This is a genomic window from Gardnerella pickettii, from assembly GCF_029226345.1.
Classification (GTDB): Bacteria; Actinomycetota; Actinomycetes; order Actinomycetales; family Bifidobacteriaceae; genus Bifidobacterium; species Bifidobacterium piotii.
The window spans coordinates 335,042-354,234 of the sequence record NZ_JAKNCU010000001.1 but is presented as its reverse complement, the minus strand read 5'-3'; the positions used below and the strand labels follow the sequence as shown (position 1 = coordinate 354,234).

The window sequence follows — 19,193 nt, the reverse complement described above, 5'->3', positions numbered from 1 at the left end:
CAGTCATCCCCCTGAAAATCGGTATGTCGAGCCGACACAAGTGTTGGGTAGCCTTATTGCTTGTATAGGAAAATACTATAAAAGAATATCCTTTAATGCATTGCTCATCAATTCCTGACGTTTCTCCATAAACTCTTCAAAATTTGAAAGTTCATAAGAAATATTTCCTGGAAGGTACTTAGCATTTTCACTATTTTCAGTAATCTTCAACCAATCAACGAGTGGTGTGGCATTCTTAGATTCATTCTCTCTGCCTTCGAGCAACTGAAGGTTTGCTAATGTGTTCCTTCTTCTACGCCAATCTTCTTTAGTATCATCATCAATCACTGTTCCGTCCGGCAATATCAAACCATCAATTTTGCTTTCTTCAAATCCCGTATACGGATGCATATGGTCTTGGTGGAATCCCTTCTGACTATATTTCAAATTTGGATACAGAAGAGATAACAACATAAATGTATAGGCTCCAATCTCGTATGTATCAAACATTGAATCAATCTCATCCGCAGTATATCTAAGAGTTCTGTCACCTGTGAATCTAATCCCATTTAGAGTTTTCATACTAAATGAATTAGATGGCGCAGCCTTCAATGCCTCTCTTATGCTTGTCAGTGCAGAATTTGATGCGGTGCCAAAAATCTGTCTTACCTGTGCGATTACAATATATTTTCTTAATTCAGCTTTACTGCTTGAATCGAAATCACCACCTTTGTATCTGTAGTAAACCATAGGAGAAACAGCCACATAAGAAATCATGTTTTCTGAATTAAATCCGAACTCATTTAACAAATCAACTGTATCCTTGATGGCTTTTCGGATTGCAGCCCAGTTTTGTTTTATTTTTAATACACTGTCTTTTTTGAATGTTTCTACTTTTAATGCTACGGACATATCTAAAAGATACAAACAAGTTCGCATTATAAAGTCATTAGAGAATTTGAATCCTTCGCCTTTCTTATTTATTTCAGAAAGCAACTTATCAATTTCATCCCTTGCCTTATCCCAATGAGAAACAATAGTAGAGAATAACAAGTCACTCTTTGAAAGAACGGTTCCACCAGAATTTACTCTAACGAAAATATCTAATACGCTGTCAATCGAATCTTTTTCTACCTCAAAGTAGTTGATAATTTCATCAGTAACAAGTCTTGTATGTAAAAGCGAAATGTTCTTTGTTGCAACTTTATCTGTTGCCCAGCCATTTGGAATGATAACTTCTGTTAATAAATCTTCAGCTGAATACTTAAGAATATCTTTTACTAAATACCATATCTTATTGTCCTTATTCTTTGCGGCTTCTTCTGCTGTTAAAAATCTGAAATCGTAAGAAATGTCCTCATCATCAGTTTTTTCACTGTGCAAATCAAAGTACAGTTCTTTCTTCGGAAATGCATCATCATTCTTCCATCTTTTGTTTGGAAGTTTTCTGCTCATACTTCCTTGCAAAGCTATGTATAGAGAAGTCAATCTCTGCTGGCCATCCAAAACAGCCCAGATCGTTTCATCTCCACTACCAAACGGGAACGGCTGCGGTGCAGCCGGATTCTTACACATATCTCGCTCATGGTAATCTTTTATAAATTCATACATTGAATACTCTTTTTGGTTCACAATAGTTTTCTTAACTTTCCAAAAAAGAAAAGTTCCAATAGGATATCCAAGCATGATAGAATCCATTAATCTTGTGATCTGTGAATCTCCCCACACATATTTTCTTTGAATAGCAGGAAGATAGAATCTTCTACTATTTACATCATCTATTATTGCTCTAATACTTTTCTTTTCGTATGCCATGATTTCTCTCACTCATTACTTGTTTTTATCATTTCTCCACCCGGGAAGATAAATGATTGCTCAAAGGTAACCTTCATAACATCATCTATCTGTTTCAACTCCTCAAGAGTAACTGTATCTCGTTTCAGTTTCTTACCAAAGTTCTGCGAAGTCTGCCCTATCCGTCTGGCAAGTTCCGAAACGCTTATATTTTTTTATTACATAATTCTTTAATCATATCAAATGTCTTCATCGTTATCCTCTATGTCTAAAACACACCTAAACTTATTACGCTATAAACTATTTGGTTGATAAATTCAATCCTGGCATAATTCCACCATATAAATTTTCTATAAATGACAAAAACACCATGTATTGCTGCAAGGTGTCCGTTCTCATCTTTGGTGTATCCCAAGAACCAGTTGTGATTGACATGAATCTCGCAGTTCTGATATCTGAACTGAATACCCATCTTAACATTCTTTGAAAGCTACTCCGATTCCTGCCATGCAAGAGAGGCCATAATCATAAGCAACACATCACCTTTAGATTCCATCGCATTGATGAGCCGCCACTAATTAAACCTTTTAACGTTTAGCACTTACAACCACATTTCTAAACATAGCCAATCGTCATATCAATATCTCGCCAATCGTCGGAACAAAAACTCGCCAATCGTCGTACTAATATCCCACCAATTCGCAAGGAAAACTATGAAACATCGCACTTACGCTTGCACATCTGTCTGTCTGTCTGTCTGTCTGTCTGTCTGTCTGTCTGTCTGTCTGTCTGTCTGTCTGAGCATGCTCTCTCTCAATCCTTTTGTCAAGTATTTTTTCAAAAAAATAAAATAAATTTATTTTTTCACATTAACAAAATTTAGAATATTCCATGGCTGATTCTCTATCAATGCAAAGACATCGCGTGAATCATAGACAATAAATAATCTTTTATTAACATATTCAAATCCAGCACTCACCACATCTAACTAGAATACTCAATATTTGACGCATACATTAGCTTATTTATTATCAACGCTAACTTACAAGATAACTTACAAGCTCACTCATTACGCTCACTTATTAGCCGCATCCATTTGACGCAACTCTTTTTTAAGATCGCGTATCTCGTCGCGCAAACGAGCAGCAAGCTCAAACTGCAACTGTTCTGCAGCAACATGCATTTGCTCGCTCAAATTCTTAATCAAAGACATAATATCGCTTTGCGGCAAGGCGGATATATTCGCCATACGCTTTTCTTTACTTTGCTGCCCAAGATTTGGCTCTTTTGGCACTCCATAATGCGAATTCCCAGCCTTATTAGCATTCCTGTAACCGCCTGCTAGCAAAGTTTGAGTATCAACATCCTCTTTAGCAAGCATGTCGTTAACGTCACTAATCTTCTTTCGCAAAGGCTTAGGGTCAATTCCATGCGCCTTGTTATACGCGATTTGCTTTTCGCGACGCCTCTCCGTCTCGCTAATCGCCTTGCTCATAGCATCCGTAACGCTATCTGCATACATAAGCACAGTTCCCGAAACGTTACGAGCAGCGCGGCCAATCGTCTGAATAAGCGAACGGTAAGATCTTAAGAAGCCTTCCTTATCTGCATCCAAAATCGCAACAAGCGAAACTTCTGGCAAATCCAGGCCCTCACGAAGCAAATTAATGCCAACAATCACATCAATTTTGCCTTCGCGAAGCTCGCGCAAAAGCTCCACTCTGCGCAAAGTATCAACATCCGAATGCAAGTACTCAACTTTAATACCAAGCTCCAAAAAGTAATCAGTTAAGTCTTCCGCCATTTTCTTTGTAAGCGTAGTAACAAGCACGCGCTCATCTTTTGCCACACGCGCCTTGATTTCCGCAAGCAAATCGTCAACCTGCCCTTCCACAGGTCGAACCTCAATCTTAGGGTCCAGCAAGCCAGTTGGGCGAATAATCTGCTCAACTACGCCATCCGAAAGCCCAAGCTCATAGTCTCCAGGCGTTGCAGAAAGATACACAGTTTGACCAACATGCTCCAAAAATTCGTTCCACTTTAACGGGCGATTATCCATTGCAGATGGCAGCCTAAAGCCATGCTCTACAAGCGTTCTTTTGCGCGAAGCGTCTCCCTCGTACATAGCTCCGATTTGAGGCACGGTTACATGCGATTCGTCTAAAACTAGCAAAAAGTCGTCTGGGAAAAAGTCAAGAAGCGTATGCGGAGGCGTGCCTGCCGCGCGCCCGTCAAAATGCCTCGAATAATTCTCCACTCCTGGGCACACTCCAACTTGTCGAAGCATCTCTAAATCGTACGTAGTTCGCATTTCCAAACGCTGAGCTTCCAGCAATTTATTTTGCTTTTTAAGCTGCGCAACGCGTTCGTCACGCTCTTTCTCAATCGCCTCAAGCGCACGCTCCATGCGCTCCGGACCTGCAATATAGTGAGACGCTGGGAAAATATGAACGCTACTCTCTTGGCGAATCACTTCCCCAGTAAGCGGATGCAACATTGTAATTCTGTCGATTTCGTCACCAAAAAACTCAATTCGCACAGCTAATTCTTCGTAAACTGGAATAATCTCAACCGTGTCGCCTCGCACTCTAAAAGTTCCGCGCGTAAACGCAATGTCGTTACGCTTGTATTGCATGCTCACAAATTGACGTAATAAATCGTCTCGCTCAAGTTGCTGGCCAACGCTCAGCATAAGCATTCGCTCGGCATACTCCTCTGGGGTACCGAGTCCATAAATGCAAGAAACAGTAGCTACAACAACACAATCCCGTCGTGTAAGCAAATTCGCTGTAGCTGCGTGACGAAGACGCTCAACATCGTCGTTAATATTCGAGTCTTTTTCAATATACGTGTCTGTTTGCGGAATATACGCTTCTGGCTGATAGTAATCGTAGTAAGACACAAAATAGCTCACAGCATTATCTGGCATAAGCTCGCGAAATTCCGCGCAAAGCTGAGCTGCCAAGGTTTTATTTGGCTCAATAATAAGTGTAGGCCTTTGCAAACGCTCAATAAGCCAAGCGGTTGTAGCAGTTTTACCAGTGCCAGTTGCGCCCATTAAAACAACATCGTTTTCGCCGTTTTCAATGCGATTCGCCAGCTCGTCTATTGCTTGCGGCTGGTCGCCAGAAGGCTTGTATGGCGCTTTTACAACAAAAGGCTTGTTTGTGCGCTGAATTTTATTCGACATTACTTTTCTCCAAGAGCATTTTATTTATTTTACTAAAACCCAACAATCGCGCGGTTGCTTGCGACTTTTCCTTGGGTCTCTAATGCTCCTCACCCATCCACGTTTTAATTTTTGAATCAACGTTTTTAAGCATAACTTCCATAGGCTTTGTAGAATCAACCACAAAATCCGCGATTTTTTTGCGCTCAATCTCTTCAACTTGATTATTTATGCGCTGCTGCGCCTGATTCTGGCTCATTTTGCGCTCGCTTATCATTCGCGCAATGCGAACATCTTTAGGCGCTTCAACTGTAATAATATAGTCAAAACTAAATGGAATACTGTCAATTACTTGCGCAAGCAGCGGAATATCGTGCACAATTACAGAGCTTAAAGATGCGCGCTCACAGCAATCTTCTTTAGAAATTTTCCTATCACACTCGTTTCTATATTCGTTTCTATATTCGCTTTCTAAAGTCTTCGCTAAATCATAAATAGCAGGATGAATAAGCGACTCAATCTTACTTAATGCTTGCTTATGATTTACATCATCACCAAAAATATGCTCCGCAATAAACTCGCGATTCAAAGAGCCATCATTCAAAACGGCATCTTCCCCAAAAATGCCTACGATTTTCCGCAAGACTACGCTTCCTGGCTCCACCACTTTACGCGCTAAAACGTCGTAATCTATAACAAACGCGCCAAGCGAACGCAAATGATTTACTACAGTAGATTTTCCAGCCGCAATTCCGCCCGTTACAGCAATACGCATCATTGTCATATTTTGATTATAATTAATGCCCCAGTAACTAATTACCGGGGCATTATTGCTAAATAGTAATTGTAAAATTAGTCTTGAAGTTCAGCACCATCGGCATCCTTATGCCACTTAGAACCAGGCTGAGAGCAAAGAATGCAAATTCCTTCAATAAATGCCCAAATTCCAGAAACAAAAGCCAGCAAGCCGAAAGAAAGAATAGAAATAAGAAGCTGGGCAATAGCCTTGCCTTTAAAACCAAGATAGAAATTGTGCACACCCAAAGCGCCCAAGAAAATCGCTAACAGGCCTGCAGCAATCTTGTTACGAGAGCTTCTGTATGTGTTTGATGAATAATTATTAGACCCATAGTTAGAGTAGGAAGACGCTTGATTGTACTGAGGAGCAGACTGAGAGTACTGACCATACTGAGGCTGAGAATACGAATTCTGGCCATACTGAGGCTGACCATACTGAGGCTGAGCATTGTACTGAGGCTGAGCACCATACTGGGATTGGTCGTTATATTGTGGCTGAGCCTGGTTGTACTGCTGAGACTGATCATTGTACTGTGGCTGTCCGTACTGAGTCTGATTGTCAGAGCCTGAGTAATCTCCAGTTTGATTATCCAAATCACTCACAATAATTACACTTTCTCTCGTAAGAAATTTATTTTCTTAAAAACTATATAATAAAAAATTAATAAATCAAAGCGTTATTACTAAAGATATTAAAAGATGCCCCGATGATTACTCACCGAGGGCATCTTGTTTATAAGCTTTTAGTAGAAAACTACTTCTTTTCGCTCAAAAACTGTTCGCGCAAAGCTGCGAGCTGATCGGAATCAGCTAAAGCACCTTCGTTAGAAGCCTCATTTACGCGCTAAAACATCGTAATCTATAACAAACGCGCCAAGCGAACGCAAATGGTTTACTACAGTAGATTTTCCAGCCGCGATTCCGCCCGTTACCGCAATCCGCATCATTGTCATATTTTGATTATAAACGATACATTTCGCACAGTAGCGTAAGTTTTCATTGATTCACTAAAACTTCTTATATAGCACGCAATAAATAGGCCCGTAATAAGATTTCCAATTATCAGTTAATAAACTGTATCCAAGCTTATTATAAAAATCTAAAGCAACAGCATTGTTATCTTTTTCTGTAGATAAAATTATTGTTTTATATAATTTAAGATTTTCGACTTTCTTCATAAGCGCACTGCCAACGCCTATATGCTGAAACTCAGGATCTACAAATAACTCATTTAATTCTAAGCTTTGATTGTACCAATCATAATTTTCTGATAAAAATGGCTTAATTTGATTCGCATACCAATTATCTTGTAATAATTCTATGCCATATAAAACACCGATAATACGATTATTCATTGTAGCAACAAGTAAAAGCGCACTATTGTTATCTTTCAAACTATCTAATATGCGCTCACGAACATTATCTATACGATCCAGTTCTTTAGGGAATGCTTTTAGATATAAATCTAAAATTATATTCATATTATCTTTGGCTTCTGAATAATCTAATTTTTTAATTTCAATGTTCTTCATAAAAATCCTTTATACAAGCTACTATCCGTATTACAACACAACATATTTAATCGACATATGCATATTTGATTTTACATAACCATCGTTATATAAGTACTAATTATTATTTTCGAAATATTTTCGCTTATATTCACTTAATCAATATAATTTCTTCTTTTTATCATAAAATTCAACATACGTCACATGTCATATGAATGATTTAGAATCTACAGATACGAGGTAATTGTTCTCGCAAACTATAAAGACAAAGATGTAATTTATAGGTAATTACTTATACGCCTTCAATGAAGAAAGGAATATAATGATTGGAACAGCGCATAAAGTTTGCAAAAATATTTTCTCAGCAATTCTTACATCTGCAACAATTGTGTCACTTAGCATAGGTGTAGCATCAGCAACTACCCCCCCCCCTGAACAAACTGAACCAGTAACATTTACGATTACACGTACGGATGATTTAAAAAATGATGTTCGAGTTGGGGATACGCTAAGATATAAGCTGACTTACACAAATAATACTAATCACAATGTGACTGTTTGGCCAACTAACAGTAATCTCACTGCTGTGGCTGTTGAAGGGAATAACGGTAACTGTAGGTGGAGAAATCTACAACCAGGAAAAACTGTATCATGCACGCAAGGATTCCATATAACAGAGGATTCTGATATTAAAGAAAAAGGTTTCACTCCATCAACCGATTGGAAAATTAGCAAAGATGCAAATGGTAATGAAGTTATATCTACTCCAAAATTAATTGGAGACAAAGTTACAAATATTAATCCAGTTCCAAGGCCTAGAAAAGACGGAGATCCTATTAGATTAGCAACAATAGGTCAAACTGTAGAAGGACTAACTGGAAAACCTTATTATAGAATACCTGCAATAGCTGAAGCTAACAATGGTTGGATTCTTACAGCTTGGGATTATCGACCAAATAGTGCATATGATGCTCCTAATCCAAATTCTATTGTTCAAAGAATATCTAAAGATGGTGGAAAAACTTTTGAAAAAATACAAATTGTAGCAAAAGGAAAAGAAAACCCAAATAAATATGGATTCTCTGACCCTTCATATGTTGTAGACCAAGAAACAGGCAATATTTTCTTATTCTTCGTCAAATCATACGATGGTGGAGTATGGGATTCTACAGCTAGCACTAATCAAAGTGATAGACATATTTTAGATGCTGCTGTTACTTGCTCAAAAGATAACGGTTTAACTTGGAGCGAACCAAAAGTTATAACTAAAGACATAACTAAATATCCAAAAAATGAACGAGCTAGATTTGCTACTTCTGGACATGGAATTCAACTAAAATACGGAAAATATAAAGGTCGTTTAATACAACAATACGCAATAGTAAACAGTTCCAATGGAAGTGTGCAAAGAAACAATGAGAAGTGGCAAGCCGTATCTGTATACTCTGATGACCATGGAGTAACTTGGAAAGCTGGAAATCCAGTTGGACTAGGTAAAGAACAAAGCCATATGGATGAAAATAAGGTTGTAGAGCTTTCTGATGGAAGAATTATGTTAAACTCTAGACCGCATGAAGGTGGTGCAAATAATCATAGAATCATTGCTTTTTCTAATGATGGCGGAGAAACGTATGGTAAAGCATACAAAGATGAGACACTGCCAGATCCAGGTAATAACGCTCAAATAACAAGAGCATTCCCAGATGCTCCAATTGGATCTGATGCAGCTAAAATCCTCTTATATTCATCTTCTTCTGGTTCTGGAAGAGCAAATGGTTTGATACGTGTCTCATATAATGATGGAGAAAGTTGGACAGAAGAAAAAGGATTCAAGAATGGCGCAATGGCTTACTCCACTATTCAAGCTTTAAGTCAAAAAGCAGGAGGCGGCTATGGTCTTCTATATGAGGGCGATAATAATGACATAATGTATACGAGAATTTCTGCTGAATGGTTAAGTATACGTCCTAACATAACCTTAGGTTCTACAACTAAAATCAATCTATCCACCAAAGAGATAAGTCTTCCTGTGGTAAATCCTACGAGTACTAAATATGAAAATATTAAAGTTACATCTATAAACACAAGTGATTTTACTGCATCAAGCGATTCTGTAACAATCGAAGCGAATAAAACTACATATATTCCTTTGAAAATTGAAGTGCCTAAAACAGCAAAAGTTGGAGATAAACTTACTGCAAAAATTCGTATTGCGTCTGCAAATAAAAATCAAGATCGTTCAAACACAGAATTATCATTTGAAACGACTATAACCTTAAATGTTGTAAGTGAAACTAAAAATTCTAGTACTCAAACAGATCCTCTACCTAACGATCAATCACATACTGATATACAAATCAGCAAAGATTCTGAAACAACACAATCTGAAAAGGAGATAAATAAGAATATTAGTCCAAATATAATTCCAAATAAGAATAACAATAAACAGAACAGCAGTACATTTAACATAGATGAAGAATATTCTCAAAATTACAGAAAGGATTATTCCAATACAGACAATTCCAGAACGAATTATCATTACTCTTCAAAAGCAAAACATGATAATTACAATGTGAATAATAACAGCATTGATAATGAAAATAATGATAAGAATTATAGTAAATCTGGCAATGCTTTAGCAAAGAATAGAGGAATGATGCAAAAAACTGGAATCAACACAGCTATTCCTTATGCTTTAATGATTCTATTAATAGCTATCTCTGCAGCATTAATGAAATTAAAAAATATGCAATATTAAAGAATAAGTGTATTTGCTATATTATTCATTTGTTCTAATGTTTTAGGCATAAAAAATAAAAGATGCGTTTTGGAAATTGAATTCTAAAACGCATCTTTTATTTGTAAAATTACTTATAAATCTTAATACTAAATATTTATTTTAGTCTTTTAGCTCAGCACCATCAGCATCTTTGTGCCACTTACTTCCAGGCTTTGAGCAAAGAATCAAAATACCCTCAACCAATGCCCATATTCCCGTAATAATCAACAGGAAACCAAAAGAAAGAACAGAAATAAGCAGCTGCGCAATCGCCTTTCCTTTAAAACCAAGATAAAAATTGTGAATACCTAAAAATCCTAAGAAAATCGCTAGCAAACCTGCAACAATTTTATTGCGCGAGCTTACTAAAGTTGCTTTAGTGTTCTCCTCAATATTCCCATCGTACGAAGGAAACTGAGCATTTTGCTGATTGTTGTCAAACGTGCTCATAATCTTCACCAATCCTTTTAATAAAGACGATTAACGTTTTACATCATATAATCACGATTCTTAAAAGAAAATCTATTGTACCTATATTTAATTACAAAATTGCCCCGATGATCACTCACCAGGGCAATTGTTAATAAGCGTCTAGTAGAAAGTAGAAACTACTTCTTTTCGCTCAAAAGCTGTTCGCGCAAAGCTGCGAGCTGATCGGAATCAGCTAAAGCACCTTCGTTAGCTGCCTCAGAAGAATAGTTGGAAGCAACTTCTTCCTTCTTCTCTTCCTTAGCTGGCTTCTTTTCTTCAGCTTCTTCACTCTGACCATCAGCGGCTGCGGATTCTGCTGCAGCTGCGAGTTCCTTAGCGGCGAACACCTTGTGCTGCTCCCACAATTCGTGAGCTGCTGCATACTGTGCTTCCCACTCTTCGCGCTGCTGCTCGTAACCAGCAATCCACTCATTAGTGTTTGGATCGAAGCCTTCTGGGTACTTGTAGTTTCCTTCTTCGTCATACTCAGCTGGCATGCCGTAGAGAGCTGGATCGAAATCTTCAGAATTTGGATCAACAGCCTCGTTAGCCTGCTTCAAGGAGAGCGAGATCCTGCGACGATCGAGGTCTACGTCAATAACCTTAACGAATACTTCTTCGCCACCCTTAACAACAGTTTCTGGGTTCTCTACATGACGGTTAGCAAGCTCGGAAATGTGAACCAAGCCTTCGATGCCGTCTTCAACGGAGATGAACACACCGAACTGAACAATCTTGGTAACCTTGCCCTTAACAACCTGTCCAGGAACATGGGTGCGAGCGAAGCGCTGCCATGGATCTTCCTGAGTTGCCTTAAGGGAGAGGGAGATGCGTTCGCGATCGAGATCAACGTCGAGAACCTCAACGGTAACCTTATCGCCAACCTTAACAACCTCAGATGGGTGATCGATGTGCTTCCAGGAAAGCTCGGAAACGTGAATGAGGCCGTCAACACCGCCGAGGTCAACAAACGCGCCGAAGTTTACGATAGAAGACACAACGCCTTCGCGAATCTGACCCTTCTTAAGCTGCGAGAGGAAGGTCTCGCGAACTTCGGACTGGGTTTCCTCGAGGAACTGACGACGAGAAAGCACAACATTGTTGCGGTTCTTATCGAGCTCAAGAATCTTAGCCTTAATCTTCTGACCAATGTATGGGGAAAGATCGCGAACGCGACGCATTTCAACGAGGGAAGCTGGCAAGAAGCCGCGCAAACCGATGTCTACAATCAAGCCGCCCTTAACAGCCTCAATAACGGTACCTTCAACAATGCCGTCTGCATCCTTGATCTTCTCAATATCACCCCAAGCACGCTCGTACTGTGCACGCTTCTTGGAGAGAATAAGACGTCCTTCCTTGTCTTCCTTAGTTACAACAAGGGCTTCGATGGTGTCGCCAACTTCAACAACATCATCTGGATCAACGTCTTTCTTGATGGAAAGTTCACGGGAAGGGATTACACCTTCAGTTTTGTAGCCGATATCCAATAATACTTCGTCGTGATCAATCTTTACGACGGTACCTTCAACTAAATCACCATCATCAAAATTCTTGATGGTTGAATCGACTGCCTTGATGAAGTCTTCTTCGGTGCCAATATCATTAATCGCAACCTTGGCGACTTCGTTATTATTCTCTGCCATTACTTATTAGTGGTTTCTTCTTGGGGTGGATATTACTCGATATTAAATTATGACTTTTGCACGCGCACTATGCACGCGCTCTGTCAATGTTATATACAGGCATAGCCAAAAACGCCGTTTTACTTCGGGCGTGTCGTGCGACTTGATATTTGCTACTTAACACTTACTTGCCACTCGCTGCTCGCTCAGCCATGTCAACAACATTAGCCAATAGCATTGCGCGAGTCATTGGTCCAACTCCACCAGGATTTGGCGAATACGCTCCCGCGACTTCTCTACAAGCAACATCAACATCGCCTTTTACGCGATATCTTCCCACTTCTTCATCAAAAACGCGCGAAACACCAACGTCAACCAACACGGCTCCAGGCTTAACATCGCACGGCTTTACAAATCCCGCGCTGCCCATTGCCGCAATAATAACGTCGGAGCGCATCATAATATCGTGCAAATCACGAGTGCGAGTGTGGCACAATGTTACAGTTGCGTCTACTCCCCTGCGCGTAAGAAGGAGCCCGATTGTTCGGCCAACCGTGATTCCTCGTCCAAGTACGCACACATTTTTGCCTTCAAGATCAATGTTATAAGCATCTAAAAGCGCCAAAATTCCTCGCGGCGTGCATGGAAGAGTCGTAACAATATCTCCCGAAATATGCATAACCAGCTCGCCCAAATTGTACGGATGCATTCCATCGCAATCTTTTGCAGGGTCTACTGCCTCAATAATCTTCTGGGAATCAACGCCTTTTGGCAAAGGCAATTGCACAATAAAACCCGTGCAAGAAGGGTCATTATTAAGCTGATTTACGGCTTTAAGAATTTCGTCTTCGCTAGCGTCTTCTGGCAAATCGCAGCGGATTGAGCGAATCCCCACTTCTTCGCAATCCTTGTGTTTTCCAGCAACATACTTCAGCGAGCCAGGGTCGCTTCCAACTAAAAGCGTTCCAAGCCCTGGATTAATGCCTTTTTCTTTAAGCTTTTCTACTCTATTTTTTAAGTCGCTTTTAATACTTGCAGCTAGCGCTTTTCCATCTAACACAACAACCATGATTCGCTCCCAACTCGCATGTTAATTCTTATGTTCAACTTACAAATCTTCTAACACAATTCGTACGCGTAGGATTAGGCTATCGTGAGGTATCGAAGTGCGCGACACAACTGTTAATAACTGAATATTATAATAGAATGGTATTTGTATTGCATAAGAAAGCTACAATAAACCTTAGCTACAATAAACCTTGCAGCAAGCTACAACGAGTTTTAACAAGTGCTAATGCTAATAACACTGACGGAAGGGGCGCAAAGATGTGCGAAAATATTTTTCATTTAACTCGCGCAAAGAAAATATGCAAAGCTGTTTTAGCGTGCATAATTGTTCCATCAATGTTGATTGGTATAGCTGGGTGTGGTGCAAGCTCGCAATCTTCTAAAGCTCCAACACAACCCAAAAAAGAAGTTAAACAAATCAAGGTTGTTTCCACTCTTGAATCTTGGGCAAGTTTGGCTAGAGAAATCGGCGGAAACGATGTTGAAGTGCAATCTATAATCACCAATCCAGATACCGACATCTCTGCATTTAAGCCGTCTAGCAAAGATTTGCAAAAGTTGTATTCTGCGCAAGTTGTTGTGTCAAATGGCGCTGGCTACGATAGTTGGGTTGCAAAGCATACGTCTAAAAGCAGCGAGATTGTAAACGCAGCCTCCACAGTCGGAGCACTAAATGGCGATAACCCTTATCTTTGGTTCTCAAAAGATGCTAGAAACGAGATGGCTTCTAGCATTTGCAACGCTTTTTCTAAAGTCCTTCCTTCAAAAAAGAAGGTTTTTGCTAAAAGACTTGACGCAGTTAAATCGCAAGAAAATAAGCTTGACGAATATCTTGCAAACTTCGCTAAAAGTCACAAAAAGTTTAAGTACGCTTCAATAAATCCTGTTCTTTTCTGGCTTATGTCCGATATGGGAATAAGCGATTCTGCGCCTAAGGCATACGCTCAGCAAGTAGCGCAAGGAGAAGAAGTAGGCAAAGCTAATATAGATGAATTCCAAAAGCTTATTGAAGAGCGAAAATTCGACGTACTTATAAGCAATAGTCAGCGTAAAGGCGACGATATTAGCATTTTGACTGGGACTGCTGGCAGAAGCTACACGTCTGTAATGTGGGTTAATGAGCTTATGCCAAAATATGCAACCGATTTAAGAAAATGGGTTATGAAGATTTGCGAAGACATTGACAATGCTAGCAAAACTACGACCGATATGCGTAAAGATTTAGCAAAGCAAGAAGCTGATCAAAAGAAGCCTATTACCGAAAAGCCTACTGTTTCTCAGCCAGATCCAAACAGGTCTAACGAAGGCCAGCAAGATCCTGGAAAGTAGGCGCGTGCTTGAGCAAGTATAGACAATAAATACTTCATACTATTTATTAGCAATTACTTACGAATTAAAGATTTGCTGGCGATTTATCTGCAATCACTCGCAATCACTCGCAATCACTTGCAACGCAACTTCAATACCTCGAAGCATATCATCTAAACTCATAGAACTCGTACTCGGCTTATCAAGAATCTGCTCAGGCAAATACGGAACGTGAATAAAACCGCTCTTAATCGGCAATTTTTTAGTCTGGCAATAATTACAAACACTGTAAAGCACGTCATTACACACGTATGCGCCAGCAGAAAAAGACACAGCCGCAGGCAATTTCGCTTTATTTAAAGCGTCAACTATGTTCACAACTGGCAAAGTCGCTTTATAAGCCACATCACCATCCTGCACAACAGGCTCATACCAAGGCTTATATCCACTATTATCTGGTATGCGTGCAGCTCTACAGTTAATGCCAACATACTCAACGTTAAAACAAGCAGAACCGCCAAATTGCCCTAACGAAAGCACAGCATTAGGGTTAACTTCCTCTATTTTCTCAATAACTTTTTGCGCGCCCTTGTTAAATTCCGTAGGAATCTGCAAACGAACAAGTTCCACACCCTCAGGCGCATACACTGATTGCGCAATCTCCCACGAAGGATTTATAGACTCATTATCAAACGGCGTAAAACCAGTAATCAAAATACGCATTAAAATACCCCCTCATACAACTCTCACTTATCAAACTTTATTAAACTTTATAAAACTTTATAAAAATGCATTGCAAAAACTGTATATACACGAATGCACTTGTATAAAACATTCATGATTCTATTACTTATTTCACTTTTATAGCAAAGATTAAATGGTAATTACAACTTATACAATAATCGCAAAACAACACACCTAGGCTCACGATTAGCAAGACTCGTCGTAGTGTAATATGATTAGCTACTAGCGCGTGCTTAACGAACAATGTTGTTAACAGCGCGCATAAAACCATATAAATACAGAAAATATAGATAAATCAAAAATCAATGATGAAAAGGGATTACCGATGACCAAGATTATTCAGATTGGCGCAAATCATGCTGGCACTGCCTGCGCTAACACCATTTTGAGCTACCCAGGAAACGATCTTACAATTTACGATCAGAATAGCAACATTTCCTTCCTTGGCTGCGGTATGGCTTTGTGGATTGGCAAGCAGATTCAAAGCAGCGATGGCCTGTTCTACCAGAAGCCAGAAGATTTCGTTAAAAAGGGCGCTAAGGTAAATCTTGAAAGCAAAGTTCTCGACATTGATTACGCAAAGAAAGAAGTAACAGTCGAGCTTAAAGACGGCACTGTTATTCACGATTCTTACGATAAACTCGTTCTAGCTACTGGCAGCCTTCCAAACAAGCCACGCATTAAGGGCATTGACTTGGAAAACGTGCAAATGGTAAAGCTTTTCCAGAACGCGCAAACTGTTATTGCTAAGCTTCAAGAGCGCGATTTTAATAACGTTGTGGTTCTTGGCGGCGGCTACATTGGTGTGGAACTTGCGGAAGCTTTTAAGCGCCTTGGCAAGAACGTGACTCTTATTGACATGGAAGACCATATTCTTAACGGCTACTTTGACCCAGAGTTTTCCGATAATTTGAAGAGAATTATGGAAGATAAGGGCATTCACTTTGAGCTTGGTCAAGCTGTTGAAGAGATTGTTGGAGACACTGAAGTTAAGGCTGTTAAAACAAGCAAGGGCACTTACGATGCCGACATGGTGATTTGTGCCATTGGATTCCACCCAAATGTTGCTCTTGGAAAAGATCATTTGAAGCAATACGAAAATGGCGCTTTCCTAGTTGACAAGAAGCAGCAAACTTCCGACCCAGATGTGTACGCTATTGGCGATTGCGCTACAATCTACGACAACGCTCGAAGCCGCGTAAACTACATTGCTCTCGCCACTAATGCCGTTCGAAGCGGCTTGATTGCAGGCCACAACGTTTGCGGAACTCCTGTAGAAACTGAGGGCGTGCAAGGCTCTAGCGCAATGATGATTTACGATTACAAGCTTGTTTGCACTGGTTTGAGCTTGACTGCTGCTCAAAAAGAGGGCATGGACGTTGACTACGTTGATTTTGAGGATACTCAAAAGCCTGCGTTTATGGAAGTTGAGAATCCAAAGGTGAAGATTCGCATTGTTTATAAGAAAGACACCAAGGTGATTGTTGGATGCCAACTGGCGTCTAACTACGATATGTCTGCAGCAATCCACCTGTTCTCGCTTGCTATTCAAAAGAAAGTCACGATTAAGGAACTTGCTTTGTGCGATATCTTCTTTATGCCTCACTTCAACCAGCCATACAACTACATTACGATGGCAGCTTACACGGCTTTGTTGAAGGGCTGATTAATATCTGATTAGCTTAGGCTGAATCGCTTTTTGCTGATTAGCTTATGATTAGCTTAAATCGCGTTTATTAAACCAAGCAATTTGTTCTATAATGGAGCAGTTGCTTGGTTTTTTAATCATCCGCGCACAAATCGCGAACAAAAACGCGCATATTAGCGTAAGACGTACAAATCAACACAAAGGAGTCTAGGATGAAGCAGCTCTCTATTAAGCCAACTATTCACAAATTTGAAAATACGCACGATTTTGCGCAAGAATTCAAACTTTGCAAAGACGATTTGGTTATTACAAACAAGTACATTTGGGAGCCTTATTTTGGCAGCTTGAACCTTGACTGCAATGTGATTTTCCAGGAAAACTACGGCAAGGGCGAGCCAAGCGACGAAATGGTTGATGCGATTGTTCGCGATATTCACACTACCCCAAAGCGCGTGATTGGCATTGGCGGCGGCACCGTTTTGGATATTTCTAAAGTTTGCGCGTTAAAGCAAACAAGCCCACTCGAAGACTTGATTGATGGCAAGATTCCTGCGCAAAAAGGCGCGGATCTTATTCTTGTTCCAACTACTTGCGGCACTGGATCCGAAGTTACCAACGTTGCCGTGTTCTCTCTTACAAAACGCAACACTAAAAAGGGTTTGGCAAACGATGCTTGCTACGCTACAGACGCAGTTCTTATTCCAGAATTATTAAAGAGCCTTCCAGATTACGTTTTTGCAACCAGCTCTATTGACGCTCTTACTCATTCGATTGAGTCTGTGCTCTCCCCTATTGCAACAGAGCTTACAAAAATGTTTAGTTACAAGTCTTGCGGACTTATTTTGCAAAGCTATATGCGAGTTGTTAAAGAAGGCAGCAGCGCAAAAAGTCAAGTTGTAAGCGACTTGGTTTCTGCAAGTCTTTACGCTGGCATTGCTTTTGGTAACGCTGGCTGCGGTTGCGTGCACGCTATGGCTTATCCACTTGGCGGCACTTTCCACGTGGCTCATGGCGAAACAAATGCTGCTCTTCTTACAAGCGTTTTGCGCTACTATGCTAAGCATGATGCAGAAAACAGTACTAGCGCCGAAAACACTGAGCTTTCTAAGCTTTTTGACTTTATGGCAAATGTTCTTGAATGCCAAAAGGCAGATGTATTAGATAAGCTTGACGAAGTTCTTAACACAATTTTGACTAAGCACAAGCTTCACGAGTATGGCATGAGCGAAGATATGATTCAAAGCTGGGCTGCAAGCGTTGTTAAAGAGCAGCAACGACTTTTGAAGAATTCGTACATAAATATGAGCGAAGATGCTATTGCCGAAGTTTACGCATCTACTTTCTAATATATAGTTAACAGTGAGATTTTCAATTATTAACGAAAATTTCTCATCTTCTCAAAGGTAGACCCTACAAATCTTGTAGGGTCTATTTTTATTCTCACAGCTTGCTTACTTCGTTAGATTTCCGTCCGTTAGATTTCCGTCCATTCGTTAGAATGCTGTTCGTTAGATTGCCGCAGGAGTTTCATACGAATTATCGAAGAACATGCGCTCCAGCTTTACTGCACGCGCAAAATATTCTCGAGCAATATCAGCATCCTTAGGACCAATACGATCCAACTCATCACGCAAGAACCCTACAAACTTGTGGAATCCTTCATAATCATGCAGGTCGATCCACTGGTAATGAACCTTGCGTTCAGGACGCTTACCTTCAGCGTTTGATGCCCACGTAAGATATATCCATTCCGTAACGTTTAACACGGCTAGCACGGCAGCATAATGTCCACTGTGAGCCGCGTCTAAAAACATCTTTTTAAATTCGCGAGTTGCTTCAGTGTCTGGAATTTTATTGCGGAAAGATTCAGGAGTATTAAATTCGTTAAACGCATCCACAAAATACGTATTCTCATCTCCAGCTACCTCACCAATATATTTCGAAAACACGAGACGAGAATCAAGTGTGTCTGCTGTCGTAACTGCAGCACCAAGCAAAGCCAAGAAACTATCTAAAAATCGGTAGTCTTGAATTAAATATCCAGCTAATACAGCATCATGAATAGTGCCCTCAACTAACTCGTTAACAAAACGATGATGAATAGCAGCATCCCATGTTTCGATATTCTCATTTTTTAATTCGTCGGTAAATCGTGCAGTCATTGACACGTCCTTTCCCTCTGTAACTCATATAAGCCCTTAGGTAGCTTAATATAATTGCGCATAGTTGCGTTAGCCATACAAGTTACGTCATATACGGTTCACATATAGTCGTATAGTTATGCACAACCGAGCACTGCTCG

15 protein-coding genes and 1 pseudogene are annotated in these 19,193 nt (G+C 40.0%); 4 read left to right on the top strand and 12 right to left on the bottom strand.

Annotated elements, in window-relative coordinates:
• Window positions 1-75: 75 nt before the first annotated feature.
• The 7 genes and pseudogenes from MAF46_RS01335 to MAF46_RS01305 all read right to left on the bottom strand — a co-directional run bounded on the left by MAF46_RS01335 (window position 76) and on the right by MAF46_RS01305 (window position 7,272).
• Window positions 76-1,794: a DUF262 domain-containing protein gene (locus tag MAF46_RS01335; RefSeq protein WP_060785520.1), complete on the bottom strand. Its 1,719-nt coding sequence runs from the start codon at window positions 1,792-1,794 to the stop codon at window positions 76-78.
• A gap of 8 nt (window positions 1,795-1,802) precedes the next feature.
• Window positions 1,803-1,982, bottom strand: coding sequence for a helix-turn-helix domain-containing protein (locus tag MAF46_RS01330; protein ID WP_430886666.1), 180 nt, complete (start codon window positions 1,980-1,982; stop codon window positions 1,803-1,805).
• 866 nt (window positions 1,983-2,848) lie between these two features.
• Window positions 2,849-4,963 (bottom strand): excinuclease ABC subunit UvrB, encoded by a 2,115-nt coding sequence (gene uvrB / locus MAF46_RS01325; RefSeq protein ID WP_018638940.1) that lies wholly within the window; start codon window positions 4,961-4,963, stop codon window positions 2,849-2,851.
• Window positions 4,964-5,042: 79 nt separating this feature from the next.
• Window positions 5,043-5,726: a dephospho-CoA kinase gene (gene coaE, locus MAF46_RS01320; protein ID WP_060785521.1), complete on the bottom strand. Its 684-nt coding sequence runs from the start codon at window positions 5,724-5,726 to the stop codon at window positions 5,043-5,045.
• Window positions 5,727-5,794: 68 nt separating this feature from the next.
• Entirely contained in the window at window positions 5,795-6,343 is a 549-nt protein-coding gene (locus tag MAF46_RS01315) for a TM2 domain-containing protein (protein WP_004130533.1), read from the bottom strand.
• A gap of 233 nt (window positions 6,344-6,576) precedes the next feature.
• Window positions 6,577-6,693: pseudogene (locus MAF46_RS01310) on the bottom strand (dephospho-CoA kinase); the annotation flags it as partial.
• A gap of 54 nt (window positions 6,694-6,747) precedes the next feature.
• On the bottom strand, window positions 6,748-7,272 hold the full coding sequence (locus tag MAF46_RS01305; RefSeq protein ID WP_004130529.1) for a GNAT family N-acetyltransferase: 525 nt from the start codon (window positions 7,270-7,272) through the stop codon (window positions 6,748-6,750).
• A gap of 529 nt (window positions 7,273-7,801) precedes the next feature.
• Here MAF46_RS01305 and MAF46_RS01300 point away from each other — a divergent pair.
• Complete coding sequence (locus MAF46_RS01300) at window positions 7,802-10,009, top strand: sialidase family protein (protein ID WP_060785584.1); 2,208 nt, start codon at window positions 7,802-7,804, stop codon at window positions 10,007-10,009.
• Between the two features lie 141 nt (window positions 10,010-10,150).
• Here the strand turns inward: MAF46_RS01300 and MAF46_RS01295 are convergent, their stop codons facing one another.
• The 3 genes from MAF46_RS01295 to MAF46_RS01285 form a co-directional block, all read right to left on the bottom strand.
• On the bottom strand, window positions 10,151-10,480 hold the full coding sequence (locus tag MAF46_RS01295; protein ID WP_060785522.1) for a TM2 domain-containing protein: 330 nt from the start codon (window positions 10,478-10,480) through the stop codon (window positions 10,151-10,153).
• 158 nt (window positions 10,481-10,638) lie between these two features.
• Window positions 10,639-12,144, bottom strand: coding sequence for a 30S ribosomal protein S1 (rpsA, locus tag MAF46_RS01290; RefSeq protein WP_004130522.1), 1,506 nt, complete (start codon window positions 12,142-12,144; stop codon window positions 10,639-10,641).
• A gap of 163 nt (window positions 12,145-12,307) precedes the next feature.
• The gene (locus MAF46_RS01285) at window positions 12,308-13,192 is read right to left on the bottom strand and encodes a bifunctional methylenetetrahydrofolate dehydrogenase/methenyltetrahydrofolate cyclohydrolase (protein WP_004130520.1); all 885 of its coding nucleotides are present in this window, start codon (window positions 13,190-13,192) and stop codon (window positions 12,308-12,310) included.
• Between the two features lie 257 nt (window positions 13,193-13,449).
• Between MAF46_RS01285 and MAF46_RS01280 the strand changes: the two genes are divergently transcribed.
• On the top strand, window positions 13,450-14,520 hold the full coding sequence (locus MAF46_RS01280; RefSeq protein ID WP_060785523.1) for a metal ABC transporter solute-binding protein, Zn/Mn family: 1,071 nt from the start codon (window positions 13,450-13,452) through the stop codon (window positions 14,518-14,520).
• A gap of 93 nt (window positions 14,521-14,613) precedes the next feature.
• Here the strand turns inward: MAF46_RS01280 and MAF46_RS01275 are convergent, their stop codons facing one another.
• Entirely contained in the window at window positions 14,614-15,222 is a 609-nt protein-coding gene (locus MAF46_RS01275) for a pyroglutamyl-peptidase I (protein WP_060785524.1), read from the bottom strand.
• A 346-nt stretch (window positions 15,223-15,568) separates the two neighbouring features.
• Here MAF46_RS01275 and nox point away from each other — a divergent pair, with 346 nt between their 5' ends.
• Window positions 15,569-16,909 carry a H2O-forming NADH oxidase gene (gene nox / locus MAF46_RS01270; RefSeq protein ID WP_060785525.1) on the top strand — a complete coding sequence of 447 codons (1,341 nt, stop codon included), beginning with the start codon at window positions 15,569-15,571 and terminating at the stop codon, window positions 16,907-16,909.
• A gap of 194 nt (window positions 16,910-17,103) precedes the next feature.
• On the top strand, window positions 17,104-18,237 hold the full coding sequence (locus tag MAF46_RS01265) for a 4-hydroxybutyrate dehydrogenase (RefSeq protein ID WP_060785526.1): 1,134 nt from the start codon (window positions 17,104-17,106) through the stop codon (window positions 18,235-18,237).
• A 162-nt stretch (window positions 18,238-18,399) separates the two neighbouring features.
• Here the strand turns inward: MAF46_RS01265 and MAF46_RS01260 are convergent, their stop codons facing one another.
• Entirely contained in the window at window positions 18,400-19,053 is a 654-nt protein-coding gene (locus MAF46_RS01260; RefSeq protein WP_004130167.1) for a TenA family protein, read from the bottom strand.
• Window positions 19,054-19,193 lie beyond the last annotated feature (140 nt).